At 70.1% G+C, this 27,000-nt stretch carries 19 protein-coding genes and 1 pseudogene; 4 read left to right on the top strand and 16 right to left on the bottom strand.

The annotated features are described in order from the left end of the window. Window positions 1–104: 104 nt before the first annotated feature. Complete coding sequence (locus ACFU6I_RS35725; RefSeq protein ID WP_384374649.1) at window positions 105–704, top strand: ArsR/SmtB family transcription factor; 600 nt, start codon at window positions 105–107, stop codon at window positions 702–704. Then, the gene (locus ACFU6I_RS35720; RefSeq protein WP_384374646.1) at window positions 701–2,017 is read left to right on the top strand and encodes an MFS transporter; all 1,317 of its coding nucleotides are present in this window, start codon (window positions 701–703) and stop codon (window positions 2,015–2,017) included. Before ACFU6I_RS35725 ends, ACFU6I_RS35720 begins: the two co-directional genes overlap by 4 nt. Window positions 2,018–2,271: 254 nt before the next feature. Here ACFU6I_RS35720 and ACFU6I_RS35715 read toward each other — a convergent pair whose 3' ends face one another. The 4 genes from ACFU6I_RS35715 to ACFU6I_RS35700 all read right to left on the bottom strand — a co-directional run bounded on the left by ACFU6I_RS35715 (window position 2,272) and on the right by ACFU6I_RS35700 (window position 6,436). Beyond that, window positions 2,272–2,790: a methylated-DNA--[protein]-cysteine S-methyltransferase gene (locus tag ACFU6I_RS35715; RefSeq protein ID WP_384374643.1), complete on the bottom strand. Its 519-nt coding sequence runs from the start codon at window positions 2,788–2,790 to the stop codon at window positions 2,272–2,274. Between the two features lie 12 nt (window positions 2,791–2,802). Further along, window positions 2,803–4,275 (bottom strand): AlkA N-terminal domain-containing protein, encoded by a 1,473-nt coding sequence (locus ACFU6I_RS35710; protein WP_384374640.1) that lies wholly within the window; start codon window positions 4,273–4,275, stop codon window positions 2,803–2,805. Between the two features lie 50 nt (window positions 4,276–4,325). Then, window positions 4,326–4,862: an O-acetyl-ADP-ribose deacetylase gene (locus ACFU6I_RS35705; protein WP_384374637.1), complete on the bottom strand. Its 537-nt coding sequence runs from the start codon at window positions 4,860–4,862 to the stop codon at window positions 4,326–4,328. 158 nt (window positions 4,863–5,020) lie between these two features. Further along, complete coding sequence (locus ACFU6I_RS35700; RefSeq protein WP_384374634.1) at window positions 5,021–6,436, bottom strand: phytoene desaturase family protein; 1,416 nt, start codon at window positions 6,434–6,436, stop codon at window positions 5,021–5,023. Window positions 6,437–6,522: 86 nt separating this feature from the next. Here ACFU6I_RS35700 and ACFU6I_RS35695 point away from each other — a divergent pair, with 86 nt between their 5' ends. Together ACFU6I_RS35695 and ACFU6I_RS35690 are read left to right on the top strand one after the other, a co-directional pair. Next, window positions 6,523–7,347: a nucleotidyltransferase family protein gene (locus tag ACFU6I_RS35695; protein WP_384374631.1), complete on the top strand. Its 825-nt coding sequence runs from the start codon at window positions 6,523–6,525 to the stop codon at window positions 7,345–7,347. A gap of 441 nt (window positions 7,348–7,788) precedes the next feature. After that, window positions 7,789–8,208: pseudogene (locus ACFU6I_RS35690) on the top strand (VOC family protein). Window positions 8,209–8,218: 10 nt separating this feature from the next. On the opposite strand, the gene ACFU6I_RS35685 reads toward ACFU6I_RS35690, so the two are convergent. The 12 genes from ACFU6I_RS35685 to ACFU6I_RS35630 all read right to left on the bottom strand — a co-directional run. Then, the gene (locus tag ACFU6I_RS35685) at window positions 8,219–8,650 is read right to left on the bottom strand and encodes a MarR family winged helix-turn-helix transcriptional regulator (protein ID WP_384374628.1); all 432 of its coding nucleotides are present in this window, start codon (window positions 8,648–8,650) and stop codon (window positions 8,219–8,221) included. A gap of 147 nt (window positions 8,651–8,797) precedes the next feature. Next, window positions 8,798–9,625: an inositol monophosphatase family protein gene (locus ACFU6I_RS35680; RefSeq protein WP_384374624.1), complete on the bottom strand. Its 828-nt coding sequence runs from the start codon at window positions 9,623–9,625 to the stop codon at window positions 8,798–8,800. Between the two features lie 63 nt (window positions 9,626–9,688). Next, window positions 9,689–11,530: a gamma-glutamyltransferase family protein gene (locus ACFU6I_RS35675; protein WP_384374621.1), complete on the bottom strand. Its 1,842-nt coding sequence runs from the start codon at window positions 11,528–11,530 to the stop codon at window positions 9,689–9,691. Between the two features lie 373 nt (window positions 11,531–11,903). Continuing rightward, entirely contained in the window at window positions 11,904–12,230 is a 327-nt protein-coding gene (locus ACFU6I_RS35670) for a hypothetical protein (protein WP_345511306.1), read from the bottom strand. A 56-nt stretch (window positions 12,231–12,286) separates the two neighbouring features. Beyond that, complete coding sequence (locus ACFU6I_RS35665; protein ID WP_384374618.1) at window positions 12,287–12,487, bottom strand: MbtH family protein; 201 nt, start codon at window positions 12,485–12,487, stop codon at window positions 12,287–12,289. Window positions 12,488–12,537: 50 nt separating this feature from the next. Then, window positions 12,538–13,152, bottom strand: a complete 615-nt coding sequence (gene leuD / locus ACFU6I_RS35660) for a 3-isopropylmalate dehydratase small subunit (RefSeq protein WP_384374615.1) — start codon at window positions 13,150–13,152, stop codon at window positions 12,538–12,540. Between the two features lie 106 nt (window positions 13,153–13,258). Continuing rightward, window positions 13,259–14,662: a 3-isopropylmalate dehydratase large subunit gene (leuC, locus tag ACFU6I_RS35655; RefSeq protein ID WP_384374612.1), complete on the bottom strand. Its 1,404-nt coding sequence runs from the start codon at window positions 14,660–14,662 to the stop codon at window positions 13,259–13,261. A 50-nt stretch (window positions 14,663–14,712) separates the two neighbouring features. After that, the gene (locus ACFU6I_RS35650; RefSeq protein ID WP_384374609.1) at window positions 14,713–16,092 is read right to left on the bottom strand and encodes a hypothetical protein; all 1,380 of its coding nucleotides are present in this window, start codon (window positions 16,090–16,092) and stop codon (window positions 14,713–14,715) included. 52 nt (window positions 16,093–16,144) lie between these two features. Beyond that, entirely contained in the window at window positions 16,145–17,590 is a 1,446-nt protein-coding gene (locus ACFU6I_RS35645) for a pyridoxal phosphate-dependent aminotransferase (RefSeq protein ID WP_384374606.1), read from the bottom strand. A gap of 59 nt (window positions 17,591–17,649) precedes the next feature. After that, window positions 17,650–18,771 (bottom strand): 3-isopropylmalate dehydrogenase, encoded by a 1,122-nt coding sequence (leuB, locus tag ACFU6I_RS35640; RefSeq protein ID WP_384374603.1) that lies wholly within the window; start codon window positions 18,769–18,771, stop codon window positions 17,650–17,652. Between the two features lie 58 nt (window positions 18,772–18,829). After that, window positions 18,830–20,101, bottom strand: coding sequence for an enterochelin esterase (fes, locus tag ACFU6I_RS35635; RefSeq protein WP_384374600.1), 1,272 nt, complete (start codon window positions 20,099–20,101; stop codon window positions 18,830–18,832). Window positions 20,102–20,164: 63 nt separating this feature from the next. Continuing rightward, window positions 20,165–27,000, bottom strand: a 6,836-nt coding sequence (locus ACFU6I_RS35630; protein ID WP_384374597.1) for an amino acid adenylation domain-containing protein, incomplete at its 5' end; no start/stop codon positions are given.

The raw sequence follows: 27,000 nt of genomic DNA, 5'->3' as shown, positions 1-27,000 counted from the left end.
GCTCGTGCAGCTCAACCGCCCGGCATCGGCATCGGCATCGGCATCGGCATCGGGCAAAGCGTGAGAGTTGACTCTCACACTTTATGAGAGGACACTCTCACAACATGGAGCATGGAAATCGCCTGGGCGATATCGAGATCACTGACCCGAAAGCCATGCGGGCGTTGGCGCATCCAGTACGGCTTGCGATCCTCGAGCGTCTGCAACGGCACGGGCCGGCGACGGCGACGCAGTTGTCACCGGATGTCGGAGCCACCCCGTCCGTGACCAGCTGGCATCTACGCCACCTGGCGGGCTTTGGGCTGGTCCGCGACGCCGAGGCCGGAACGGATCGCCGGGAGCGGCGGTGGGAGGCTGCGGCACAGGGTTTCCGATTCGAGATGCCGGAGGACGAAGAGGGCCTGTCCGCCGCCCGGGTGCTGTCCCGGGAGATGTTCGCCCGCTCCGCCGGCCTGCCGCATCGGTGGGTGACCGAGACTGAACCTGGACTCGATCAGGTGTGGCGCAAGCCCGCGGGGCTGGCAAACACCCGCGTAGTGGTGTCCCCCGAGGAACTCGCGGCCATCGAGGACGCGATCGAAAGCGTCCTCGCTCCCTACGTGACGCGCGACCCGATGCAGCGACCGAGCGGCAGCCGCGGCGTCCGGCTGCTGCGCTACGTCCTACCGGAGGCGGTCGAGGAGCGGACAGGGGACACGGCATGAACTCCCCACAGGACACGGCCCCCTCGATATCACTGTGGCGGGATCGGCGCTTCGTTCGCTTCTGGGCCGGGATGTCGGTTTCGCAGTTCGGCGACCGGATCTCCGAACTGGCGTTACCCCTGATCGCCGTGGCGGCGCTGCACGCCTCGGCCGGCCAGGTCGCATGGCTGACCGCGCTTGCCTGGGCCCCGAATCTGCTCGCCATCGTGCTGGGCGCCTGGGTCGACCACCGCGTCCACAAGCGCCGCCTGATGATCCTCGCCGATCTGATACGCGCGTGCGTGCTGCTCACCCTGCCCGCCGCATACCTGTTGGGCACCGTGACACTTCTCCAGTTGTATGCCGTGGCGCTGCTGACCGGCGCCGCGGCGGTGCTGTTCAACACCGCCTATCCGCCCTTCTTCGCCCACCTCGTGCCACGCTCGTCCTACGTCGACGCGAACAGCAAGCTCAGCGCCAGCCGATCCGCTTCCTCCGTCGTCGGCCCTGCCGCGGGCGGTGCCCTCGTTCAGGTCCTGACGGCGCCCGTCGCCGTGATCGCCGATGCCCTGTCCTTCCTCGCCTCGGCTGCTCTGCTCGGGCCGATCCGGATCGACGAACCAGCCATCGCTGCCCGTGAGACGGCAGGACCTTCGCTGCTGCGGCGGGCCAGAGAGGGGCTGGTCTTCGTAGTTCGTCACCCGGTACTGCGGGCGAGCCTCGGCTGCGCGACGACCCTCAACTTCTTCACCTTCGTGTCAAGCACCGGCTTGACCGTCCTGTTCGCCGACCGGGTGCTCGGCCTCTCCGCAGGGACCATCGGGCTGGCATTCGGAATCGGATCGACCGGAGCTCTCGCGGGCGCGGTAATAGCCCCGAAGATCTCGCGATGGATCGGCGTGGGACGCACCATTGCGGCAGGCGCCGTACTTTTCCCCGCACCCATCGCCATCGCCGCTACCGCGAGCGGTCCCACATGGGCCCGCGCAGGGGCCCTGGGCGTTGCAGAGTTCCTCGCCGGAATCGGCGTGATGCTGTTCGATGTCAACCTCAACTCTCTGCAAGCTGCGGTGATACCGGACGGCATGCGCAGCCGCGTGGCGGGCGCCTACAGCACGGTGAACTACGGCATACGCCCCATCGGCGCCGTCGTCGGAGGCATGCTCGCCCCCCTCATCGGACTCAGGGCCACCCTGATCACGGCCGCCGTCGGAGGAGTACTGTCGCTGCTCTGGCTGCTCCCCTCACCCATACCGCGCATCCGCTCCCTGGCTCCGGACGATCCATTCGCCGACGGCGGCTCCGAGGCAGAGAGCCGACCGGTACTTCAATGACACATAGCTGAAGCTCCCGGCCGCCCAGCACCTCGAGCGAGGCCTCGGCCACCTCGGGCAACTCCTCCTCGGGGAAGGTCATCGCGCCATCATCGAACGAGATCAGGTACGGCGTCATACATGGCCCCTTGGCCGCCGGCCGCATCTCACCCCACGCCTCCCTGCAGAACCGACACTCCCCCGGCTCCCGAAACATGCCCTGGTGCTGCGACCGGAAAGGTTCACCGGCCCGGCAAACCTTTCCGGTCGCAGCACTAGAAGAGCGCCGGCGTGTCGCCCTCCGTGCCGTTCTCGAAGGCCAGCAGCCGCTGCTTGCGGTCGAGTCCGCCGCCGTAGCCGGTGAGGCCGCCCGACGCTCCGATGACCCGGTGGCAGGGAACGATGATCCCGATCGGGTTCTTGCCGTTGGCGAGGCCCACAGCCCGTGAGGCGCCCGGCTTGCCCAGGTTTTCCGCGAGTTCCCCGTACGACCGCGTCTCGCCGTACGGGATCGTCTGGAGCTGTTCCCATACGCTGCGCTGGAACGGGGTGCCGTCCAGGTGCAGGGGCAGGTCGAACTCCCGCAGCTCGCCCGCGAAGTAGGCGTCCAGCTGGCGGATCGTCTCCGTGAAGGGGCGCGGGTCAGGGTCGCCGAAGGTTTCCTCCGGCGGGCGGTGCCGCTGCCCGGTCATATAGAGGCCCGAGAGGACGCCGTCGGTGGCGACGAGGGTCAACGGACCGTACGGGCTGTCGACGACCATGTGCTGCCGGGTCGGGGTACGTGTCGCATTCATGAGTGAACTACCTCAAACGGGAAGGTGGTTGATGGGGTGGTCGTCGACGGTCCACAGATACTGGACCGCGTACGCCCGCCAGGGACGCCAGGCCGCCGCGCGTGCGGTGAGCGCCGCGGGGGTCGACGGGAGGCCGAGTTCCTCCGCCGCCCGCCGGATGCCGAGGTCGGTGGGGAGGAAGGCGTCCGGGTCGCCGAGCGCCCGCATCGCGATGACCTCGACGGTCCAGGGGCCGAAGCCGGGCAGGGTGATCAGTTCGGCCCGGGTCCTCTCCCAGTCGGTGTCGGTGCCGAGTTGCAGCGAGCCGTCGGCGAGCGCGCCGACGAGGGTCGTGAGGGTGGTGCGACGGCTGCGCGGCAGCGCGAGCTGCTCGGGGTCGAGCCCGGCGAGCGCTTCCGGGGTCGGGAAGAGGTGGGTGAGACCGCCCTCGGGGTCGTCGACGGGGACGCCGTGGGCGGTGACCAGGCGGGCGGCGTGGGTGCGGGCGGCAGCGGTCGAGACCTGCTGGCCGAGCACCGCCCGTACGGCGAACTCCGCCCCGTCGACGGTACGCGGCACCCGCCGCCCCGGCGCCTTGTCGACCAGCGGGGCGAGCAGTGGATCGTCCCGCAGCTGGTCGTCGACGGCCACCGGGTCGGCGTCCAGGTCGAGCAGCCAGCGGCAGCGGCTGATCGCGAGGGTGAGATCGCGCGGGTCGGTGAGCGAGAGCCGGCACGCGATGTGGTCGGGGCGCGGGGTGAGGGCGACGATGCCGTGCCCGTACGGGAGGGTGAGCGTCCGGCGGTAGGCGCCGTCGCGCCACTCCTCGACGCCGGGGACCGCGGTCGCGGCGAGATGACCGAAGAGGTTGGAGGGATTGAGCGGGGCCCGGTACGGCAGCCGAAGCGTGATCACTCCCGGCGTCACCGGCGGTTTCGCGGACCGCGCGGCCCGGGTGCGCAGCTCGCTCGGCGCGAGCGCGAAAACCTCACGGACGGTGTCGTTGAAGGTACGGATGGACGAGAACCCGGCCGCGAACGCCACGTCGGCCATGGGGAGTTCGGTCGTCTCGATGAGCAGCCGCGCGGTCTGGGCGCGCTGGGCGCGGGCCAGGGCGAGCGGACCGGCACCCAGCTCGGCGAGCAACTGCCGCTCGATCTGCCGGGCGGAGTAGCCGAGCCGCGCGGCCAGCCCCGGCACACCCTCGCGGTCGACGACCCCGTCCCCGATGAGCCGCATCGCACGGGCGACGGAGTCGGCGCGGGCGTTCCACTCCGGGGAGCCGGGGCTGGTGTCCGGCCGGCACCGCTTGCACGCCCGGAAACCGGCCTGCTGGCAGGCGGCGGCACTGGGGTAGAAGGTCATGTTCTCGACCTTGGGCGGCACGACGGGGCAGCTCGGACGGCAGTAGATCCGGGTGGTCAGGACCGCCGTGAAGAACCAGCCGTCGAAGCGGGCGTCCTTGGACTGGACGGCCCGTACGCAGCGCTCGGTGTCGGTGTACATGGCTCAAGCATGAGCCACCCGGCGCACGCCGGGCTGGCGGAAATCCGACATCAGCCTTGCGCTGCCAGGGCCTCCTCGAACTCCGCATACGCATGTGCGTCGAACAGCACGAAACGCACCTCCTCCACCGGAGCTCCGGCCTCGGCCAGAACCGTGCGAACGGCGATCCGCGCGCCGTCGTCCAGGGGCCAGCCGTAGATACCGGTCGAGATCGCGGGGAAGGCGACGGTCCGCGCACCCAGCTCGGCGGCCACCCGCAGTGATTCCCGGTAGCAGGAGGCCAGCAGCGCGGAGCGGTCCTCGGTGCTGTTCCACACCGGCCCGACCGTATGGATCACCCACTGGGCGTCGAGTTTCCCGGCTGTGGTCGCTACCGCCTGACCGGTCCGTAGCCCTTTTCCGTACTGCGAGGCACGCAGCTCGCGGCAGGCGGCGAGGATCTCCGGGCCGCCGCGCCGATGGATCGCGCCGTCGACTCCGCCGCCGCCGAGCAGTGAGGAGTTCGCGGCATTGACGATGGCGTCGACGGACTGCTGGGTGATGTCACCGCGGACCAGCGTGACCGTGACGGCCGAAGGTGAGTGCATGTCGGCCATCATGCCGCGACCGGGCGGCCCGGTGGTCTCGAACCGCCCGGAGCCGTCGCGAGAGGTGCGAGTTCAGGCTCTCGCCGGACGACGCACGGTATCGCTTGAAGATTGCCGCGCACCGCAACGGCGGCCCGGGGCTGCCCCGTCCCGCCGTCTCACTCGGCGCGCAGCCTCCGCCACACCGCCTTCGCCGCATGGTGGCCCGACATGCCGTGCACCCCGGGCCCGGGAGGTGTGGCCGACGAGCACAGGAACACCGCCGGGTGCGCCGTCGCGTACGGCACGCGGGCGAGCTTGGGCCGGATCACCGTCTGCAGACCGGCGAACGCACCGCACGCGATGTCCCCACCGACGTAATTGGCGTTGCGCGCGGCGAGTTGCGGCGGGCCCGCGACGGCGCGGGCGAGCACCAGATCGCGGAAGCCGGGGGCGAACCGCTCCAGCTGCCTCTCGATGACCTCCGTGGCATCGCCCTCCCAGCCCGCCGGGACATGTCCGTACGCCCAGAAGACATGACGGCCCTCGGGTGCGCGGGACGGGTCGACCAGGCTGGGCTGTGCGGTGATCAGAAACGGCACGCTCGGGTCGCGGCCCGCCACGGCTGCCCGCATCGCGCTGTCGATCTCGCCCGCCGTGGGCCCGATATGGACCGTGCCGGCCTGCCGGGCCTCCTTCGCGGTCCAGGGGACGGGGCCCGACAGCGCATAGTCGATCTTGAAGCAGGAGGCGCCGTACCGGTAGCCGCGGTAGGCCTGGCCCAGCCCGGCGATCCGCGCGAGGGCGGTCGGCGAGGTGTCGAAGACATAGGCTCGGGCGGGCGGGAGCTCGTCGAGGCGTTTGACCTCCGTGCCGGTACGGATCGTGCCGCCCAGTTCACGCACGTACGAGGCGAGGGCGTCGGAGATGGCCTGTGAGCCGCCGCGCGGCACCGGCCAGCCGTTCTCGTGGGCCGCGACGGCGAAGAGCAGCGCGATGCCGCCGGTCGCAAGGCCGCTGGTGGGGGCTATGGCGTGGGCGGCGAGTCCGGCGAACAGGCCGCGCGCCTTCGCGCCCCGGAACCTGCGGGCGAGAAGTGTGGCGGGCTGGATCGCGTCCAGCCCGAACCGGACCCAGCGGTACGGATCGCGCGGCAGCCCGATCCACGGGGTACGCAGGAAGTCCTCGGCGAGCGTGTCCCAGTGCCCGAGGTACGGGGCGAGCAGCCTGCGGTACGCCCCCGCGTCCTGCGGTCCGAGCGACATGGCGCTCTCCCCCACCGAACCGGTGAGCACGGCGGCCGAGCCGTCCGGGAAGGGGTGAGCGAGCGACAGCTCGGGCTGGAGCCACTCCAGGCCGTGGCGGGCGAGCGGCATCCCGGCGAACGCCGGCGAGCCGATGCCGAGCGGGTGAACGGCGGAACACGGGTCGTGACGGAAGCCGGGGAGTGTGAGCTCCTCGGTACGGGCACCGCCCCCGACCGCCTCCTGCGCCTCGAACACCTCAACGGAGAAGCCCCGGCGGGCCAGTTCGGCTGCGGCGGTCAGTCCGTTGGGGCCCGCCCCCACGACGACGGCATCGAGCATCGATGGCACCTTCGGACTCCTTCGTCAGCCGATGGCAAGAAGCTCCAGGATATTCCGCTGCGCCGACAGCCGGACCGCGGGTACCGTCCGGGCCGATGAATACGGAAACGGCAGCGGAACGAGTTCGCGCATCGATGGTCGCCGACATGGCGGCCGGGCTGGCCGCGGTGCCCGGCGTCCGGGCCGTCGCCCTCGGCGGCAGCCGCGCCCGCTCCACGCATCGCCCGGACTCCGACTGGGATCTCGGCGTCTACTACCGCGGGACACTCGACCTGGTCGCCCTCACCGCACTCGCCTCTCGGGCGCAGGGCTCCCGGGTGGAGGTGGCCGGCCCGGGCGGCTGGGGTCCCTGGGTCAACGGCGGCGCCTGGCTGCGGGTGGACGGCACGGCGGTGGACTGGATCCTGCGCGATCTGGACCGGGTCGAGAGCGTCTGGTCCGACTGCCGCGAGGGCCGCTTCGAGGTGGGCGTCCAGCCCGGCCATCCGCTGGGTTTCTGGTCGCCCTGCTATCCGGGCGAGGTCGCCCTGAGTCGCGTACTGGCTGATCCCTACCGCGAATTGACGGAACTTCAGCAGCAGACGCGCGACTATCCGGAGCCCCTGCGCAGGGCGCTCTGCGACGCCGCGTGGGAGGCGGACTTCTCCGTCGCGGCGGCACGCAAGTCGGTGTCCTCCGGGGACACGCTCCATGTCGCGCTCTGCCTGTCGCGGGCGTTCGGCATTCTGGCGCAGGCCCTCCACGCCCACCACCGCACCTGGTGCCTGAACGAGAAGGGGGCACTGGCCGCGGCCGCGCTGCTGCCGGAGACTCCGGCGGACTTCACCGAGCGGGTCGGTGGGGCGCTGCGCGGCCTGGACACGGCCGCGGTGGAAACGGCGGCGTCCGTGGTGCGCGACGTGCGGGCGGTGGTCGGGTGAAAAGGGTCTCCGCAGGGCACCGGGCCCGAGCTAGTGCCGTGACCGGCAATGTTTGCCCCATGAGGAGCGCCGTCCGGTGCGTGTGATCGCAAGGCGGCCGGAAGTCCTTGGATGGGGTCTCCCCTGCTCGAACGGAGTTGAGAGCTTGGGGAAGGAGCTACCAGGGCTTTTGGCCAACGCGGAAGGGGGTCCCCCCTGGCCCTTGAGGCCTTGGGGGAGCGCGTGCCGGGCGGTGCGACGGGGCAAAGCTTGCCGGGAGGGGCACTAGTGCTGCGACCGGAAAGGTCTGCCGGGAAGCTCGCGGCGTCCGGTGCGGTGCATCGCAAGGCGGAGGATCGCCCTCGTACCGGACGTACTCGGGTGATGCGACAACGCAGCGAGGTGCCGTGCCGGGCGTCGCGAGCCGGTGAACCTTTCCGCTCGCAGCACTAGGATCTCGGCATGATCGCCGAACTTCAGTGCGTGGTGCTCGACTGCCCCGATCCCGTACGCCTGGCCGAGTTCTACCGGTCGGTCCTCGGCGGCCGGGTCGACGAGCCGGACCGGCGGTGGGCGCTCGACGAGAACTGGGCGACGCTGCACACCGACGCCGGTCTCGTCCTGGCGTTCCAGCGGGTGGCGGACCACCGGCCGCCGCAGTGGCCGGACCCGGCGCGGCCCTAGCAGTTCCATCTGGACTTCGGTGTGCCGGATCTGGACGCGGCGCAGACGGAGGTCGTCGCGGCGGGCGCGACCGTGCTCGACGACGGGAGCACGAGCGGGACCGGGGAGGCGGATGCGGAGTGGGCGGAGCGGCCGTGGCGGATCTATGCCGATCCGGCCGGGCACCCGTTCTGCCTGGTGCTGCACCGGGTGGCGTAGCTGCTGCCGCTCAGTCGTTCCGGATGGCGGTGACGCAGCGTGCGAGCAGCTCTCGCAGGGCGTCGCGTTCCTCCGGGGTGAACGCGTCGGCGAGCCGGCGTTCGATCCGTACGGCCTGCTCGTCGGCGAGTTGCAGCGCTTCCCGGCCCGCTTCGGTGAGCCGGGTCTCCAGCATCTTCTGATGCCACTGGTGTGCCGACCGGGCCACCAGACCCCGTTCTTCGAGGTGTTTCAGTACCGCTGCCATCGCCTGCGGGGTGACCAGACAGGCGCGCGCCAGCGCGGCCCCCGATATGCCGGGGTTGTCGGCGAGGGCGAACAGCGCCGCGTACTGCGCGACCGTGAGGCCCGCCCCTTTGAGCGCGGCGCTCTTGGCCGTCATGAGGGCCTGCTCCGCGCGCTTGATGTCCGCGCCGAGGCGTTCGTCGGCGGTCATTCCCATGCCGGTGAGCGTACAGCCACGGACTTCTGTCAGAGATGGAAGACGTATCAAGGTCTTGATACAACTCAGCCCATGGACGCGTCGGCCCGGGCCCGGCTCGCCGCGGTGACCCGCGCGCTCATCGCCTGACCCGGGCCGTCGGGAAGGTCAGCCCCCGGCGCGCAGCGCCGCCAGGATGCGTTCGGCCGTCTCCTTGTCGCGGGCGGCCGTGAACGGCAGGTCGTTGCCCCCGGCGATACGGAACGGGGCACCCGAGAGCGTGGCCTGGGCGCCGCCCGCCTCGGTGACCAGGAGCAGGCCCGCCGCGTGGTCCCAGGCGTACTCCCAGTTGAAGGCGACCGCGTCCTGGTCGCCGCGGGCGACGGCCAGGTATTCGAGGCCCGCGGAGCCGCACGGACGGGGGTGGATGCCTTCGACGAACAGGCCGAGCAGCGCCCGCTTCTGGGCGTCGGTGGTGTAGTCGGGGTGCGACATCGCGACTTCGAGCGCGGCGCCCGGCGCGGGCGATCCGGAGCGTATCGGCACACCGTTGAGCACGGCTCCCCGGCCGCGTACCGCGATCGCCATCTCGTTCAGTGCCGCGGCGTACGTCCAGGAGGCAAGGAGCTCGCCGCGGTGGGCGAGGGCGACGAGGGTGCAGAAGCCGGCCTCGCCGCGGACGAACTGGCGGGTCCCGTCGACCGGATCGACGATCCAGACCGGTGCGTCGCCGTCCAGGGCGTCGTACACCTTCGGATCGGCGTGGACCGCCTCCTCGCCGACGACCACCGAACCGGGAAGCAGCCGTGTCAGCGACGCGGTGAGGTGTTCCTCGGCAAGGCGGTCGGCGGTCGTGACGAGATCGTGCGGGCCGCTCTTCTCGACGATCTCGTGTGCGGCGAGCTGTCGGTAGCGCGGCATGATCTCGGCGGCGGCCGCTGCGCGGACCGCCTCCTCGACCTCGGTCAGGTCCCCGGCAAGGAAGTCATCGATCATGGCTCCAGCTAAGCACGGTCCTCCGGGGCATTGACGACCTGGTCATGACGTGAAGGTGGCCGGTCAGCGGCCTACGGCGTACCCCTGCATGCCGCGCGGGTTGGCGGCGGCGGAGAGCACTCCGGTCTCCGGGTCGCGGGCGACGGCGCACAGCCGCCCTTCCGACCACGGGTCGCCCACGGTGACGTCATGGCCTCGTCGACGGAGCTCCTCGACGACCTCCGGGTCCATGCGCTCCTCGACGGTGACGCTGCCGGGCCGCATGCCGCGCGGGAAGAACGAGCCGGGGAAGCTGTCGTTGTGCCAGTTCGGGGCGTCGATGGCGCCCTGCAGGTCGAATCCGCCGCGTGCCTCGGCGCGCAGGGCGACGGCGAGGAAGAAGTGCAGCTGCCACTGGTCCTGTTGGTCGCCGCCGGGCGTGCCGAACGCCATCACCGGAACGCCGTCGCGCAGGGCGAGGGACGGGGTGAGGGTGGTGCGGGGGCGGCGGCCGGGGGTGAGGGAGTTCGGCAGGCCCTCGTCGAGCCACGCCATCTGGAGACGGGTGCCGAGCGGGAAGCCGAGCTCCGGCACGACCGGGTTGGACTGCAGCCAGCCGCCGCTGGGGGTGGCGGAGACCATGTTGCCCCAGCGGTCGACGACGTCGATGTGGCAGGTGTCGCCCCGGGTCGCGCCGTCCGCTGCGACGCTCGGCTCACCGGCAGCGGCGCCGTCCTCGGCGACGGTCGGCTCGCCGACGCCCGCAGCCGGGATCCCCAAGGCGTCGAAGCCCGCCTCGCCCGCGGCGACGGCGTGCGCGTGGCCGCTGAGGACGGGGGTGCGGCCCCCGGGGCTGCCGGGGCGCAGCTCGTACGATGCCTCGTCGGTGATGAGCGCGCGCCGCTCGGCGTTGTACGGCTCCGAGAGCAGGGTGTCGAGGGGGACCTCGGCGGCGTCGCCGTACCAGGCCTCGCGGTCGGCCATGGCGAGCTTGCAGCCCTCGATGAGCAGGTGCACATACTCCGCGGAGCCGTACCGCGGAAGCTCGGCGGGGAGCAGGGCGAGCTGCTGCAGGAAGGCGGGCCCCTGGCTCCAGCCGCCGGCCTTGGCGAGCGTCCAGCCGTTCCAGTCGTACGTGGCGGGCGCCTCGTACGACGCGGACCAGCCGGCCAGGTCGGCGGCGGTGAGGGTGCCGGTGTGGCGGGCGCCGCTGGTGTCCAGGGTGGGCCGGGCGGCCTGGCGGACCAGGGCCTCGGCTATGAAGCCCTCGCTCCAGATCTTCCGGGCGGCGTCGATCTGGGCGGTGCGGTCGTCGCCGCCGGTCTTCTCGGCCTCGGTGATCAGGCGGCGCCAGGTCGCGGCCAGTGCGGGGTTGCGGAACAGCTCCCCCGGCTTCGGGGACTTGCCGCCGGGGAGGTAGACGTCGGCGGACGACTGCCACTCGGTCTCGAAGAGCTCGCGGACGGTCTCGACGGTCTGACCGATCCGCTCGACGGGTGCGTGACCGTCCTCGGCATATCCGATCGCATACCGCAGCACCTCGGCGACCGACTTGGTGCCGTGGTCGCGCAGCAGCCGCATCCAGGCGTCGAACGCGCCGGGGACCGCGGCGGCGAGCGGTCCGGTACCGGGGACGAGGTCGAGACCGAGGGAGCGGTAGTGGGCGATGGTGGCGCCCTCCGGGGCCGGACCCTGGCCGCAGAGCACCTGCACCTCGCCGTCCTTGGGCGCCAGGATCACCGGCACTTCACCGGCCGGGCCGTTGAGGTGCGGTTCGACGACGTGCAGGACGAATCCTGCGGCGACGGCGGCGTCGTAGGCGTTGCCGCCGTCCTCCAGGACCGCCATGGCGGACTGCGAGGCGAGCCAGTGGGTGGAGGACACCATGCCGAAGGTGCCCTGGAGGGTGGGACGAGTGGTGAACATGCCCTGAATCCTTGCCACTTGAACACTTCGGATGCGCGGTGAGCGCTCACGGACCGGCCTGGGGAGAATCCGGGGAGTTCGGAACCACGTCTCCGTTGCCCTGACCATCGAGCAGAGTATCGATCGACCGACGCCCCTTCCGGCCCGCCACCGGCATGAGGTGGGCCGGACGATCGAGGCGTACGTGTGCCTCAGCACGTGGTGAGCCGTCCCGGGCGCCGCCGCCGTCGGGATCATCGCGGCCCTCCCGGGTCCGAAGTGACGAGCCGGGGCGCCGGAGCAGGCGGCGGGCCCTCGGCGCGGCGGGCGAGCATGTCGTGCGCTCGACCGCCGTGCGAGGACCCGCCTCACCCGGGCCGCGGACCGCCGGCCATCACGGCGCGAGCGCCACCAGGTGTCCGCTGCCGCTGAGCGACGTCAGGTCGATGTCGGCCAGGCAGCGGACCTGTACGTAGTTGAGCGTCAGTGTCCCTTCCACGTGCACACTGCCGGTGCCCTTCGCGAAGTCGGCGCCGCCGAGGTCGGTGGCCGCCTCGTCGACGCGCACCCCGAGGTCCGTGGTCCCGCCGGAATCGGGGAACTTGACGAAGACGTACCCCATCTCGGTGAGGCGCCGCTGAAACTCCTCCAGGGAGGGCGACGGGCCGCCGACGACGACTTTCTGCCCCTCCTTGGAGAGACGCTCGACAAGTTCGTCCATGAATGACTCCTCCATGACTGCTACGGGCTTTTTGACGAGCTCGGTGATCCAGCCGGCTAGCCGGCCGTCTCCTCCATCTGCCGACGCAGACTCCTGGGGCGCATGTCGACCCAGACTTCCTTCACGTAGGCAAGGCACTCCTCCTTCGAGCCGGCCTTCTCCGTCTCCCTCCACCCGGAGGGAACGTCGAGGTACGTCGGCCACAGGGAGTACTGGTCCTCGTCGTTGACGAGCACCTTCATGCGGGTTTCTTCCATTGCTCTTCCGTCTCTTTTGTCGGGAACGGTTCGCCGCACGGCGGCACGGTCTAGGCGAAGAGCCAGGGCGCCTCCTGCCGGCGGCGCAACTCGTAGGCGAGAATCTCGTCCTTGTGGGAGAGGGACCATCCGATGTTGTCGAGGCCCTCCATCATCGAGTTCTTCTTGAAGGGGTCGATCTCGAAGCGGAAGACCTGGCCGTCGGCGGTCGTCACGGTCTGGGCCGGGAGGTCGACGTGCAGGGTCGGCGATGTGGCGTTCGCCAGGGCGGTGCAGATCGCATCGACCTCCGACGGTTCCAGGGCGACCGGCAAAATGCTGCTGTTGAAGCAGTTGTTGTGGAAGATGTCCGCGAAGCTCGGGGCGATGATGCAGCGGAATCCGTACTCCCGCAGCGACCAGGGCGCGTGCTCGCGGGAGGAACCGCAGCCGAAGTTCTCGCCCGCGACCAGGATCCCGGCGTCCTCGTGACCGGGCTGATTGAGGGCGAACTCCGGGTCGGGAGTGCGGCCGTCCTCGAGGTAACGCCAGTTCGCGAACAGGTGGTCGGCGAAGCCGGTACGACGGATCGACTTGAGGAAGCGGGCGGGGACGATGTCGTCCGTGTTGACGTTGGACCGCATGAGCGGCACCGCGGTGCCCTGATACGTGATGAATTTCTCCACGGAGATCCTTTTCTCTGCGTGTCTGTCCAGTGCTGCGACCGGAAAGGTTCACCGGGAAGCTCGCGGCGTCCGGTGCGGTGGATCACAAGGGGTCGCGGCACACGCCCTAGAGGTCACGGACATCGGCGAAGCGGCCGGTCACGGCGGCGGCAGCCGCCGTCACCGGGCTCACCAGGTGGGTGCGGCCGCCGCGGCCCTGGCGTCCCTCGAAGTTGCGGTTGCTGGTCGAGGCGCAGCGCTCTCCGGGGGAGAGACGGTCCCCGTTCATGGCGATGCACATGCTGCATCCGGCCTCCCGCCACTCGAAGCCCGCTTCGCGGAAGACGTCCGCCAGCCCCTCCTTCTCGGCCTGGCGGCGCACGCTCATCGAGCCGGGGACGACGATGGCGCGCGTACCGGCCGCGACCCGCCGGCCGACGACGTACTGGGCCGCCAGGCGAAGGTCCTCCAGCCGCGAGTTGGTGCACGAGCCGATGAAGACGGTGTCGACCGCGATGTCCTGGACGCGCTGACCGGGTTCCAGGCCCATGTACTCGAGGGCGCGCTCCATTCCCGCCCGGGTCACGGGGTCGCTCTCGGCGGCCGGGTCGGGGACGGTTCCGGTGACATCGACGACCATGCCGGGGTCCGTTCCCCAGGTGACCTGCGGGACCAGGTCGCCGACGTCCAGGTGATGTTCCGCGTCGAAGCGGGCGCCCGGGTCGCCGGCGAGCTGCTTCCACTGCTCCGCAGCACGCTCGAAAAGTTCCCCGGAGGGTGCGAAGCGGCGCCCGCGCACGTACTCGACGGTGACGTCGTCGGGTGCGACCATGCCGGCCCGCGCGCCGGCTTCGATCGCCATGTTGCAGAGCGTCATGCGGCCCTCGACCGTCAGGGACCGGACCGCGGAGCCGCTGAACTCGATGACGTGGTTGGTGCCGGCGTCCGTGCCGAGTCGGCGGATCACGAACAGGGCGATGTCCTTGGCTGTCACCCCGGGCGCCGGCGTCCCGTCGATGCTGATGTTCATCGTGCGGGGCTTCTGCTGCAGCAGGCACTGGGTGGCCAGGACATGCTCCACCTCGCTGGTGCCGATGCCCACCGCGAAGATACCGAGGGCGCCGTGCGTGGAGGTGTGGGAGTCCCCGCACACCACCGTCATGCCGGGCAGCGAGAGGCCCAGCTCCGGGCCGACGACGTGCACGATCCCCTGGTCGACGTCGTTCATGCCGAGGAGCCTGACGCCGAACTCGCGGGCGTTGTCCTCCATCGTCTCGATGCACATGACGCTCTGGCTGTCGACCACGTCGATCAGGCGGCGGCCCGGCATGGTGGGGACGTTGTGGTCGATCACCGCGACCACGCTGTCCGGGCGGTGCACCGGAAGGTCGCGCTCCCGCAGCCCGGCGAATGCCTGCGGTGAAGTCGCCTCGTGCGTGAGATGCCGGTCGATGTACACCATCGGTATCTCTCCGGGCTCGTCACGCACCACGTGCGCGTCCCAGATCTTCTCGAACATCGTCTGTGGCATCGTGCGGTTCTCTCCTCAGGGGTGCATGTCGTCTCGGGAAGAAGGGGCGCTCAGGCTCCGTGCGGCGCGTGCATGCCGGCGAAGCCCTCTTCGAGCTCCTCAGGGGTCAGTTCGCGGCCCAGCTCGTTGGCGCGGGCCAGCAGGCCCTCGACCGTCTCCGGGGAGAGCTCCCCGGGATCGCGCCCGCTCAGCATGCAGGCGAGCTTCACCGAGCTCGCGCCGCTCCACGGGCTGACGGCCACGGAGGGGACCCCACCGACGGCGGCCGGGTCGACCGCGGAGTACACGGTCCGGGACATCTCCCGCAGCGCGCCCTCCAGCTCCGCGTTCCCCGCCTCCCTGGCTCGGTCGGCCAGGTGGTGGGCCTTGAGGATCGCGGCCGTGTGGATGCCGGAGGAGGTGTGGCTGTAGCGCTTCCCGAGCACTCCGTGCTCCGGCGGGGCGACGCCGACCATCTCCTGGTAGCACGTGATCAGCCGGAGCAACTGCGACATGTCCCACGAGACGGGCAGGCCGGCCTCCTCCTCGATGGCGGCGAAGTTCAGCACGACCTCCTCGAGCGAGGCGTTGCCGGAGCGCTCGCCGACACCGCGCGACACCACGTGGATGCGACTGGCGCCTGCCGCGACCGCCGCCATCGCGTTGCCCAGGGCGTTCCCGGTGTCGCGGTGGCCGTGCCAGTCCACCTGCATCTCGGGTACGCCCAGGGCGTCGAGCTGTTCGCGGACGAAGCGCACCAGCCGGTAGGTGCCGAGCGGGCGGATCACGCCGATGGTGTCGGCCATGGCGACGATGTACGCACCGCTCTCGACCTGGACGCGGGTGATGGCGCGCAGGTCCTCGGGAGAGGTCTGCGAGGTGTGCTCGGTGCCCGCGACGACGGGGATGCCCATCTCCACGGTCTTCTTGATGAAGGTCTCCAGCCCGTTCAGGATGAACCCCAGGTCCCAACCCTGGACGAGACGGCGGGAGGGGGCACTGCCCATGAAGACGACGGACTCGAGGCGCGGGTGGATCTCCCTGCACTCGACGGTCCACCGCAGGGACTCCTCCGTGCACATGGAGAGCACGGAGGGCACGATGGAGGGCAGTTCGTCCCGCATGCGGGCGAGCAGTTGCTTCATCGTCGCGCTGAGTCTGTTGGACTCGCCCGGGTAGATGCCGACCGTGGCGTACGTGATGCCGAAGTCGCTGAGCAGATGCAGGTACCGCATCATGTCGTCAACCGTCGGGTAGCCGGGTATGCCCTGAAGGCCGTCGCGCAGACACTCCGAGAAGATCTGCGTCCTGGCGACCTGAGCGGCGAGCGGCTCGCCGGGGATGCGCGTGGGGAGGGCCGAGAGCGGGCTCTCGTCGCTGTTCCAGTTGAAGTTGACCGGGACGTCGAGGCTGTTGATGTCAGTCTTCGCGGATCTCGTTTCGTTGTGCATGGTCTCTCGCTTTCCTTCTCGGGGATTCGACTGCCTCGCCGGCGCGTTGCCGTCAATCCGGCACGACCGGAAGAATGCCGACGGAGAAACGGATGTAGTCGTCTGAATAACCGAAGGTGGAGCCGGGAATCCCGGCGATCCCGGTCTTCTCCAGGACGGAGAAGGAATCCTCACCGGCCCTGAGCCGGCTCCAGTTGTAGATGGTGGCGTCGTCGTCGACAAAGACACGTTCGAAAACATGGTGTTCTTCGTCGAACCGCTGCAACTGGGCGCGCAGCCGGGTGCGGCGCAGACGGTAGAGGCCGCGGATCATTTCGATGATCTGTGGGTTCTGGCGGAAGAGCGCGTGATAGGCCATGAAGCGGAGCTGCCATTCTCCCGGCAGACAGCTCACGCTGTTCATCCAGCTCGACCGCATGGCGACGGAGAATTTCGGATCGCCGAAAACGGCCCAGCCGAACCTGTCCCCGGTGAGGGTGTAGGTCTTGGAGAAGCTGTTCACGTAGATCATCTGGTCGGCCACGTCGGCCGCCGAGGCGAGGCTGAGCATGCGGGCCTCGTCGTCTGCGGGCCGGCCCGTGCCGATGTAAGCCAGGTCGGCGAGAACGTGGACCCGGCGCCCTCGCTGCGCGAAGCGGCTTACAACCGCCATGACGGCCGAGAGCTCATCCGGCGTGTACGCGAAGGTCGTCGGGTTGTTCGTCACCGTCAGGTAGACGACCTCGACATCCGGGTTGTCGTCGAGGTGCCGTGCGAGAAGCTCTTCGGTCAGCTTGAACCCGTCCTCGGCCCGGGTGCGCACCCTGTGCAGCCGGAACCCCGAGGCCACGGCCTGCAGTTCGGGCATGTTGAACCCGGGAGCCGCGAAGAGGATCGCTCCGGGCGTCCGGGAGTCGAGACGGGCGAAGTGGGCGAGGCCGCGGAGGATCTTGTCGATGCAGTCCGTCGCGCCCAGGCCGAGAGCCACGTTCTCCGCGGAGACCTTCACCCCCCATGGGCGCATGTCCTCCGCCAGCAGGCCGCGCAGCACCGGGTTGCCAACGCCCTGGATGTCGTAGATCCGCGGGTCGTAGCCGGAGGCGAGGAGTTGCCGCTCCGCGTCCATCATCTGTTCCCTCAGCCACACGTAGCCCTTGCCCGAGGCGGTGTACCCGTTGATGTCCTCCCCGGGCAGCGCGATGCCGAGTTCGTCCCCCAGCATCCGGTAGTCGCCGGGGCCTCCCTCCTCCCCCTCGCACTCGGTGATGCGCCGGACGTTGACATCGCCGATCGTCCGGTTGACGATCTCCAGCCGGGTGGCGACCGGGTCGAACCTCCGCTCCGCGCACTCCCGTTCCAGGTCGTCGACGAGGCGGGCCATGACCCGGATGGGCGGTTCCGCGGTGTCCGCCTGCCGGGCCCGGTGGCGCCGCACCATCTCGGCGCGGGCCCGGCGGACGAGCAGGCGCTGCTCCGCGAGGCCTTCGGAGACCTCCGGGGAGGAACTCTGTGACGTCATGCGCGGACGACCTCCAGTTGTCGTTGCGTCCCACAAGGGCATGGAGAACGGGCGGGAGTTCAGGACTGCCGGAGCCGTTCCACGATGCGCCGGCCCATCTCCCCGGTACCGACGACCGCGTGCACCCCCTCGCCGATGTCCTCCGTCCGGCACCCCTCGCGGATCACCTGCTCGACCGCCTCCTCGACAGCCGCGGCCTCCCGTTCCAGGCCGAGGGAGTGACGCAGGAGGAGGGCGGCGGAGAGGATCGCGCCGACGGGATTGGCCCGATCCTGGCCGGCAAGGTCCGGGGCCGAGCCGTGGACGGGTTCGTAGAGGCCGAACATGCCGGACTCGGTGCGCCGGGCGCCGAGGCTGGCCGACGGCAGCATCCCGATGGAGCCCGTCAGCATGGACGCCTCGTCGGTGAGAATGTCGCCGAACAGGTTCTCGGTGACGATGACATCGAAGTCCGCGGGAGTCCGGATCAGCCGCATGGCGCAGGCGTCGACCAGCATGTGCTCGAAGGTCACCGTGGGATGATCGGCCGCCACCCGCTCGACGACCTCCCGCCACAGGACCGAGGAACTGAGCACATTCGCCTTGTCGACCGAGGTGACCTTCCGCTCGCGGGCGGCGGCGATCCCGAACGCGACTCGAACCACGCGTTCGATCTCTTCCTCCGTGTACAGCAGGGTGTCGACGGCCTCGGTTCCCCGGGCCGTACGGCGGATCTCGCTGGGCTTGCCGGGCACCGACTCCAGGCGCCCGTAGTAGAGGCCGGCCGACAGTTCCCGTACGAAGACCATGTCCGTGCCCTTGAGGTGTTCGGGTTTCAGCGAGGACGCGGCGTAGAGGGACTCGAAGGGGCGCACCGGCCGAAGGTTGGCGAAGAACCCGAACTCCTTGCGGAGGCGGAAGAGCGCCTGCTCGGGCCGGGGACCGCCGCTGCGGGTCTGCCCCGCCGGGAGGCTGCCGACCGCTCCGAACAGAAGCGCGTCACTGTGGGCGCAGGTCTCGAAGGTGTCGTCCGAGATGGCCGTCCCCTCGGCCTCGATGGCGTCGAGGCCGACGCGGCGCTCGTGGACCGTGAAGGTGTGGCGGTACTTCTCCTCCACGGCGCGCAGCACCGCCAGGGCCTGGGCGGTGACCTCCGGCCCGACGCCGTCCCCCGGAAGCACCGTGATCGTGGCATTGCTCATCGGACTCACCTTTCTCGAGCGGTTGCGGTTCTCGTGCGCTGGGCGGAATTCCGCGGTCTCACCGTCCTGGGGCGGGTGAGTCCTTCGGCCGGGGGTGGAACGAGAGCAGGCGTTCGACGATGGTGCCGCGCCAGCAGATCATGTCGTGGCCGCCCATGTATTCGCTGTAGTCCACCGTGTAGCCCTTCGCCACGAGGACGTCGCGCATGTTCTGATGGGTCGTCATCGGGTCGTAGTCGACAATGGCCCGCTCCAGGCTCCCGATGTCCATGGAGAATCGAATGGGAAGCCGGGGGCTATTCTCGAACTGCCGTGTGAGCCACTCCTCCTCCCGGCCGGGCACGTTTTTCCCCGGCCACCAGAACGACCCCGACTGGGAGATCACGTTGCCGAATCTCCCGGGCGTCCTGAATGCCGCGTACGTCGCCGCCAGGCCGCCGAAGCAGGAGCCGCCGACAACGGTGCGCGCCGGGTCGGATGTGATGTGGTAATTCCGGTGGACCCACGGCATGAGCTCCCGGTTCAGGAATTCGCTGAACGGCTCGTGGCAGGGCAGTTCGCGGGCGCGGACGTCCTGGTCCTCGTTGGTGTGCATGACCAGGACGTACGGGGGGATGCCGCCGGCGTACAGCAGGTTGTCCAGCACGGTCGTGATGGCGGCGAAGTTGTAGTACGACCATCCGTCGAAGAGGACGAAGACGTTGTACGCGTCACCGTCGGTGGTGTAGCCGGGCGGCACGTGGACGGTGACGTGCTGCCGGGTCCCCAGGATCTCGCTGTCCATGGTGTGCATGCGGCTGGTGCCCTTGGGCACCCCGCGGCGCGGGATGTTCCACGGCTGTTTCGGGGCCCCGGGAAGTTCGAGCACCGACACCTTGAACTCGTTCGGATTGCCCATGAGCGTGTAGTCACGGGGGTTCAGGGGGTCGGGCCGGTACTCCGGGAGACGCTGCAGCACCTCCGCGTAGGAGCTGAACGGCACCATCGCGTCGTTGACCGAGAACAGGTAGGTGGTCCGCAGTCGGGAGGGCAGGAAGTAGGAGCGGTACCAGAGGTCGGTGCCCGGCAGGTGGTCCATCCGGAACTCACTGAAGTCACCGCTCGGCGCGCTGCAGAAGAGCACCACGACGTTCTCGGTGTCTCCGGGGTCACGCCACAGAAAAGTGACCAGGGTCCGGGAGTCGTCGGGCCCGACCTGTTCCATCAGCGGGGTGCCGGACTCCTCGACCTCCTTCCAGAACACGTCGAGGGCCTGACGGTCGCCCGCATCGAGGGCCGCCGCCACTCGGGCGATCCGGGGACTGATCAGGGTGGTCTCCGCAGCGAACACTGTCTTTTCTCCTTCGCGGGCGTGCGGGACGGGGGGAGAGCGACGAGGGTTGCGCCGGAGCCGTCAGAGCAGGTCGAACAGCTCCGCCGCGTCCAGTTCGCCGTCGTCGCCCTCCTCGACGCTCTGGTCGATGACCTGTGCGAGTGCCGCGACGGTCCGGTTCTTGAAGACCGTGGTGAGCATGAGCGGAATGCCCCACGTCTCCTGGACCTCGGTCGCCATGGAGGCCACGAGGAGCGAGTGGCCGCCGAGGGCGAAGAAGTCGTCGTGGATCCCCACGCGGTCCAGTTCCAGGAGGCGGGCCCAGAGCTGCGCCAGCGCCTCCTCGGTCCCGGTCCGGGGATCGACGTGGCTCTCGCCCGCCCGTGCCTGCTGCACGACGTCCGACAGCGCCGGCAGCGCCTTCCGGTCGACCTTGCCGTTGGCGGTCAGCGGGAACTCGTCCAGCTGCACGAAGTAGGCGGGCACCATGTACTCGGGGAGCCGTTCGAGGAGATGCGCCCTCAGCTCGTCCTGAGACGCCTCCCGGCCGTCCTTCACCGTGAGGAAGGCGGTCAGCCGCTTGTCGGCGGACGTCACCTCGTGCACCACGACCAGGCAGGACCGGACGGCCGGGTGGTCCGCCAGGACGGCCTCGATCTCCTCGATCTCGATGCGGTAGCCGCGGATCTTGATCTGGTGGTCCTTGCGCCCCGCGTACTCGATGACCCCGTCCGGCCGGTACCGGGCCAGGTCGCCGGTCGCGTAGAGGCGTCCGGGGCCGAAGGGATCGGCGACGAACCGTTCGGCGGTCAGGTCGGGACGTCCCAGATAGCCACGCGCCAGCTGGACGCCACCGATGTGAAGCTCCCCGATGACACCGTCCGGCACCGGCTCCATCGCGTCGTTCAGGATGTACAGCTGCGTGTTGGCCACCGGACGGCCGATCGGGACAGTGGTCGCCCCCGCGGTGTTCCGGCACTCCCAGAAGCTGACGTCGACCGATGCCTCGGTGGGCCCGTAGAGGTTGTGCAGCCGGGTGTCCGGCAGGGCCCGGTGGAACTGTTCCTGAACCTCGGGGGGCAGTGCCTCCCCGCTGCACATCACGTGGCGTACGCCCCGGCACTGCCGGGGCACGGTCTGCTGCTGCAGGAATGCCTGCAGCATCGAGGGCACGAAGTGGAGGACGCCGATCCCCTGCTGCTCGACCAGCTCGGTCAGGTAGGCGGGGTCGCGGTGCCCCTCGGGGCGGGCGAGGTGCAGGTGCGCGCCGGTGATCAGAGGCCAGAAGAACTCCCAGACCGACACGTCGAAGCTGTACGGGGTCTTCTGCAGGACGCGGTCGTGCTCCCGCAGGCCGTAGGTGTCCTGCATCCAGAGCAGACGGTTGCAGATGCCACGGTGCGACAGCATCGCGCCCTTGGGCCGGCCCGTGGAGCCGGAGGTGTAGATCACGTAGGCCAGGTTGTCCGGGCTCACGGCGACGTCCAGGGGATCGGGGCTCGCCTCCGGCCAGGACGTGTCGCTCCCGCCGAGTTCGACCAGCCGGACTCCGCGCTCGGCCAGGAAGCCCACGCGGTCCGCGGTCCCGGGCTCCACCAGCGCCAGTTGCACCCCGGCGTCCTCGGACATGTAGGCCAGCCGCTCGGCCGGGTGGTCGGGGTCCAGCGGCGCATAGGCGCCGCCGGCCTTCAGGACGGCCAGCAGACCGGTCACCAGGTCGAGGGAGCGGTGCATGCAGACGCCGACGCGCGACTCCGGACCCACGCCGAGGTCGCGCAGCGTCCTCGCCAGCCGGTCGGCACGCCGGTCCAGCGCGGCATAACTCACCTGCTGGTCCTCGTAGGACAGCGCGATGCGGTCGGGCGACCGGCGGACCTGCTCCGCGAAGAGCTCGTGGAGGCACACGGGCCGCAGGGCGTCGTCGTCCCGCGTGGCGTTCCGTGCCTCCACGATCCGCGCCCGCGCCGTCTCCGGAAGCAGCGGGAGGCGCCGGACGGGCGTCCGCGGCCGGGCCAGAGCCGCTTCGAGGAGGATCCGCAGGTGCTCGCCCATGCCGGCCACGGTGTCGCGTTCGAAGAGGCTGGTGCTGTACTCGAAGGTGTACTGCAGCTCGCCGTCGCGCTGCTGGATGCTGAGACCCAGGTCGAACTTGGCGACGCCGATGCCGTCCTCCGTCACGTCGTGGATCCAGGCGGGCTGCTCCTGCGTCCCGGGCAGCTCCTCGAAGAGCTTGTCGAGACCGGTGAACATCACCTGGAACACGGGGCTGTAGCTGAGGCTTCGCTCGGGCTTCAGCTCCTCGACGATGCGGTCGAACGGCACCTCCTGACGGCTCTGCGCCTCCAGGAGCTTCCAGCGGACCTGCGCCAGCACGTCCGAGAAGTCCGGGTCGCCCTCGAGATCGACGCAGAGCGCCACCGTGTTGACGAGGAACCCGATGAGCGGCTCGGTCTCGACGCGGCCGCGGTTGGCGACCGGGATGCCGATCACCACCTTGTCCTGTCCGCTGTAGTGCGAGAGCAGGATGGCGAAGGCACTCAGCAGCACCACGAAATGCGTCGTCCGGTTCGTGCCGCTCACGCTCGCGAGCTGCTCGACGAGCTCCGGCGGCAGGGAGCGGGTGAGGTTGGCGCCCCGGAAGTCCTGCACCGCCGGCCGGGGGTGGTCGGTCGGCAGCGACATCAGCGCGGGCGCGTCGGCCAGCTGCTCCTTCCAGTACCGCAGGTGCGGCCGCAGCCGTTCCTCCTCGAGCCACTGCTGCTGCCACACCGCGTAGTCGGCGTACTGGAGGGCCGGCGGGGCCGGCATCGGCGGGCCGTCCGGCCCCAGAGCGTCGTAGATCCGCAGCAGTTCCTCGTTGAGGATGCCGACCGAGTAGCCGTCGAAGATCGCGTGGTGGGCGCTGAAGGCCAGGAGCGCCTCGTCGTCGGACAGGCGGACGAGCAGGGTGCGGAACAGGGGTCCCTCGGCCAGGTCGAAGGTCTGCGTCCACAGGTCGCGGGTGACGGCCTTCACCGACTCGGGGCGCCGCTCGGGCGGCTGCGCGGACAGATCGGCCTCGGTGAGGACCACGGTCCCGGTCTCCGCGATGTCCTGCCACACCCGCCCCTGCCCCTCCCGGAACGTGGTCCGCAGGATCTCGTGGCGGGCGATCAGCTCCTCGAGTGCGCGCCGGAGTCTGGCCGGGTCCACCGCGACGGGGCGGTGAAGCAGCCAGCCCACGGTGTACAGGGAGCTGTCCGGGTGCAGGCGATCCATGTACCAGAGCCGCTGCTGGTCGAAGGTCGCGGAGATGGGCTCGTCGCGCGGCACCGGCACCAGGGGGACGGCGGCGTAGGGTTCCCGCGCCTCCAGCAGGGTGTCCAGTTCGGCCGCGACCCGGAAGAGGGCCGGCTGCTCGAACAGGACCCGGACCGGGAGGTCGATGCCGAAGACCCGGCGGACGCGGGCGGCCACCTTCACGGCGAGCAGTGAGTGTCCGCCCAGATCGAAGAAGTCGTCGAAGGCGCCGACGGGGCGGTGTCCCAGCACCTCCTCCCAGATCTCGGCCAGCTTCGCCTCGGTACGGGTCCGCGGGAGCGCGCTCGCCGGGAGCGTGGCCGCCGGGCCGTCCTCGGGCAGCGGGAGCGCCCGGCGGTTCAGCTTGCCGTTGCTGTTGAGTGGGAGCTCGTCGAGGAACACGAAGGCGGACGGCACCATGTAGGCGGGCAGCTGCTCCCTCAGGTGGGCCCGCAGCGTCTCCTGCGCCTCGGCGGCGTGCCGGAAGTCCTGGTCGAGCACCGCGTAACCGACCAGGCGCCTGCCCGGACCGTCCGGCTGGGCGAGCACGGCGCAGTGGTGCACCAGCGGGTGCTGCTCGAGCACCGTCTCGATCTCTCCCAGCTCGATCCGGAAGCCCCGGATCTTCACCTGGTTGTCGATGCGCTCGACGAACTCGATGCTGCCATCGGGCAGGTATCTGACGAGGTCCCCGCTCCTGTAGAGGCGGCCGCCCGGCTCCGCGCCGAACGGGTCCGCGACGAAGTACTCGGCGGTGAGATCGGGGCGGTTCATGTAGCCCCGGGTCACGCCGACGCCGCCGATGCAGAGTTCGCCGGGCACCCCGGCCGGGACGGGCTGCATGTACGGGTCGAGCACGTAGAGCCGCACGTTGGTGATCGGCCGGCCCATGTGGACGACGTCCAGGTGCTCGTCGGTCAGGCCCCCGGTGGCGAAGACGGTGGTCTCGGTCGGCCCGTAGACGTTGAAGAAGGTACGTCCGGGCGCCCAGGTCCGGATGAGGTCCGCCGAGTACGCCTCGCCGCCGACGACCAGCGTGCGCAGGTGGGGCAGCGGGTCGTCGGTCGGCAGGGTGGCGAGCGCGCCCGGTGTGAAGTTCAGGCTCTCGATGGCCCGTTCGGCCAGGATCTTCTGGAGGTCGGTGCCGATCATCCGTACACCTGCGGCGGGGATGTGGAGCGTGCCGCCGGTCACCAGCGGCAGGAGGATCTCCCAGACGGAGAAGTCGAAGCTGGTGGACGCGACCTGCAGGACGTTCTGGCGCCTGTCGAAGCACGGGTGGCGGCGGATCCACGGCACGATGTGCTGGACGCACCGGTGGGCGACCATCACGCCCTTCGGCCGTCCGGTCGACCCCGAGGTGTAGATGATGTATGCGAGGTTCTCCGGCGTCACCGCGGTCGCGGGCGCCGTCACCGGCCCGGAGGCGACAACGGACCAGTCGGTGTCCAGGCAGAGGGTCTCCAGTCCTCCACCCGGCAGCCTGGACAGCAGGGATGACTGGGTGAGCATCAGGCGCAGGCGCGCGTCCTCGACGACGTACTCCATGCGGTCGAGCGGGTACCTGGGGTCGATGGGGACGTAGGCCCCGCCCGCCTTGAGGATGCCCAGCAGACCGATGATGCCTTCCAGGGAGCGCTCGAGACACAGTCCGACCAGGACGTCGGGCCCCACTCCGCGGTCCCGCAGCCAGTGGGCCAGCTGGTTGGCGCGGCGGTCGAGCTCGGCGTAGGTGAGCTGCCCGTCCTCGTGGACCACGGCGACCGAGTCCGGGGTGGCCCGCACCTGCGCCTCGACCAGTTCGTGCAGAAGCACGGGCTCGACGCCCGTGGTGGTCGCGGTGCTCCACTCGCCGAGCGCCCGGGCACGCTCCGCGTCGGTGAGCAGGGTCAACCGGGCGAGGCTCTGCTGCGGCTCCGTCACCAGCGCGTGGCAGATCTGCCGCAGGTGCCCGATCATCGCCTCGACGGTCCGCCCGTCGAACCGGCGCGTGTCGTGGAGGATGCTGACACCTATCCGCTCGCCCACAGTGATCGCGGTGTTGATCGGGTAGTGGGTCTGCTCCTGCGAGCCGAGTGCCTCGAAGCGCAGGGCGTCGTCACGGCTCTCGCCCTCCGGGTAGTTCTCGAAGACGAAGAGGCTCTCGAAGAGGGGGACGCCGACGGGGAGCCCGCTCCACCGCTGGACCTCGCTCAGCGGGCTGTACTCGTACTGCCGCATCCGCAGGTTCTGTTCCTGCAGGTCCTGGAGCCAGCCGAGCGCGCTGCTCTGCTCGGGCAGCCTCACGCGCAGGGGAAGCGTGTTGATGAAGAGTCCGGACATGCGCTCGACGCCCTCCACGTCGGCCGGACGCCCGGAGACCACCGTTCCGAAGACGACGTCGTCCGTGCGGGCGTAGCGGCCGAGCAGCAGCGCCCAGCAGCCCTGCAGAACGGTGTTGAGGGTGAGACGGCACCGCTGCGCGAAGTCCTGCAACGCCGTGGTCTCCTCCTCGTCGAGGAAGCCGTCGGTCCAGGCGTACGGAGCCGGCTCACCCGGTCCGCCGTCCGGCGCGTCCAGCGGCTTCCCCGTCTTCGGGGAGGTGGCCTCCTCGACGCCGTACAGGGTCTCGCGCCAGTACTCCTCGGCCTCGCGCAGGTCCTGCCGCTGGAGCCAGGACACGTAGTCCCGGTAGGGGCGCGCGGGGGTCGGGTCCAGTCGGCCGCCCCGGCTGAGGGCGCCGTACCACTCGGCGGCCTCCTTGAGGATCAGACTCATGCTCCAGCCGTCGAGGATGGCGTGGTGGGCGCTCCAGACCAGTTCGTACCGCTGGTCGGCCGTGCGGACGAGGAGCATCCGCCACTGCGGGGCGTCCTGCGGGTCGAAGCCCCGGACGCGGTCCTCCCGCAGGTGGCTCTCCATGCGGTCCCGCCGGCCGGTGGGGCTCTCGGACCGCCAGTCCTGGATGTCGAGGGGGACCGGGAGGTCGGCCCAGACCAGCTGGAGGGCGTCGTTCTCCGCCGTGGTCCGGAAACCGGTCCGCAGGATCGGATGCCGCCTCATGACCTCGGCCCAGCTCTGCCGGAAGACCTCCACATCCAGTTCCTGATCGATCCGCAGCACGTTCTGCACGTGGTAGAAGCCCTCGCCGCTCGCGTACTGGCTCTGGAACCACATGCCCTGCTGGGTGGGTGTCTGCGGGTAGCAGTCGTCGAGCGGACGCGCGGACCGGCTGTTCTGCCAGGCGGGCAGCGTGTGCAGTTCGCCGACGAGGTCGTCGACCTGTTGCTGTGTCAGACCGCTCAGCGGAAAGTCGGAGGGGCTGTAGCCCACCGTGCCGGGCCGGGCCGCCTCACCGGCCAGCTCCCGCAGGGCGTCCAGCGTGTGCTCGGCGACCCGCCGGATCGTCTCCTCCTCATGAGCCGCCCCGCTGTAGGTCCACTCCATACGGAGCTCGCCGTCCTGCACACTGCTCACGATGTCGATGAGATGAACGCGGTCATTGGCGGGATCCACATCGGGGCCGGCCAGGTCCGTGAAGGCGGCGAAGTTCCCGGCGAAGGACCCGTCGAACTGGCCGAGGTAGTTGAAGCTGATCTGCGCGGGCACGGTCCCGGTCAGAGCGGTTTCGACCGGCCCATGAGCAAGGAGACCGTAAC

The organism is Streptomyces sp. NPDC057486 (assembly GCF_042802415.1).
GTDB classification, from domain to species: domain Bacteria; phylum Actinomycetota; class Actinomycetes; order Streptomycetales; family Streptomycetaceae; genus Streptomyces; species Streptomyces yanii.
The sequence above is the reverse complement of the archived record's forward strand: the minus strand, read 5'-3'. Positions and strand labels throughout refer to the sequence as shown.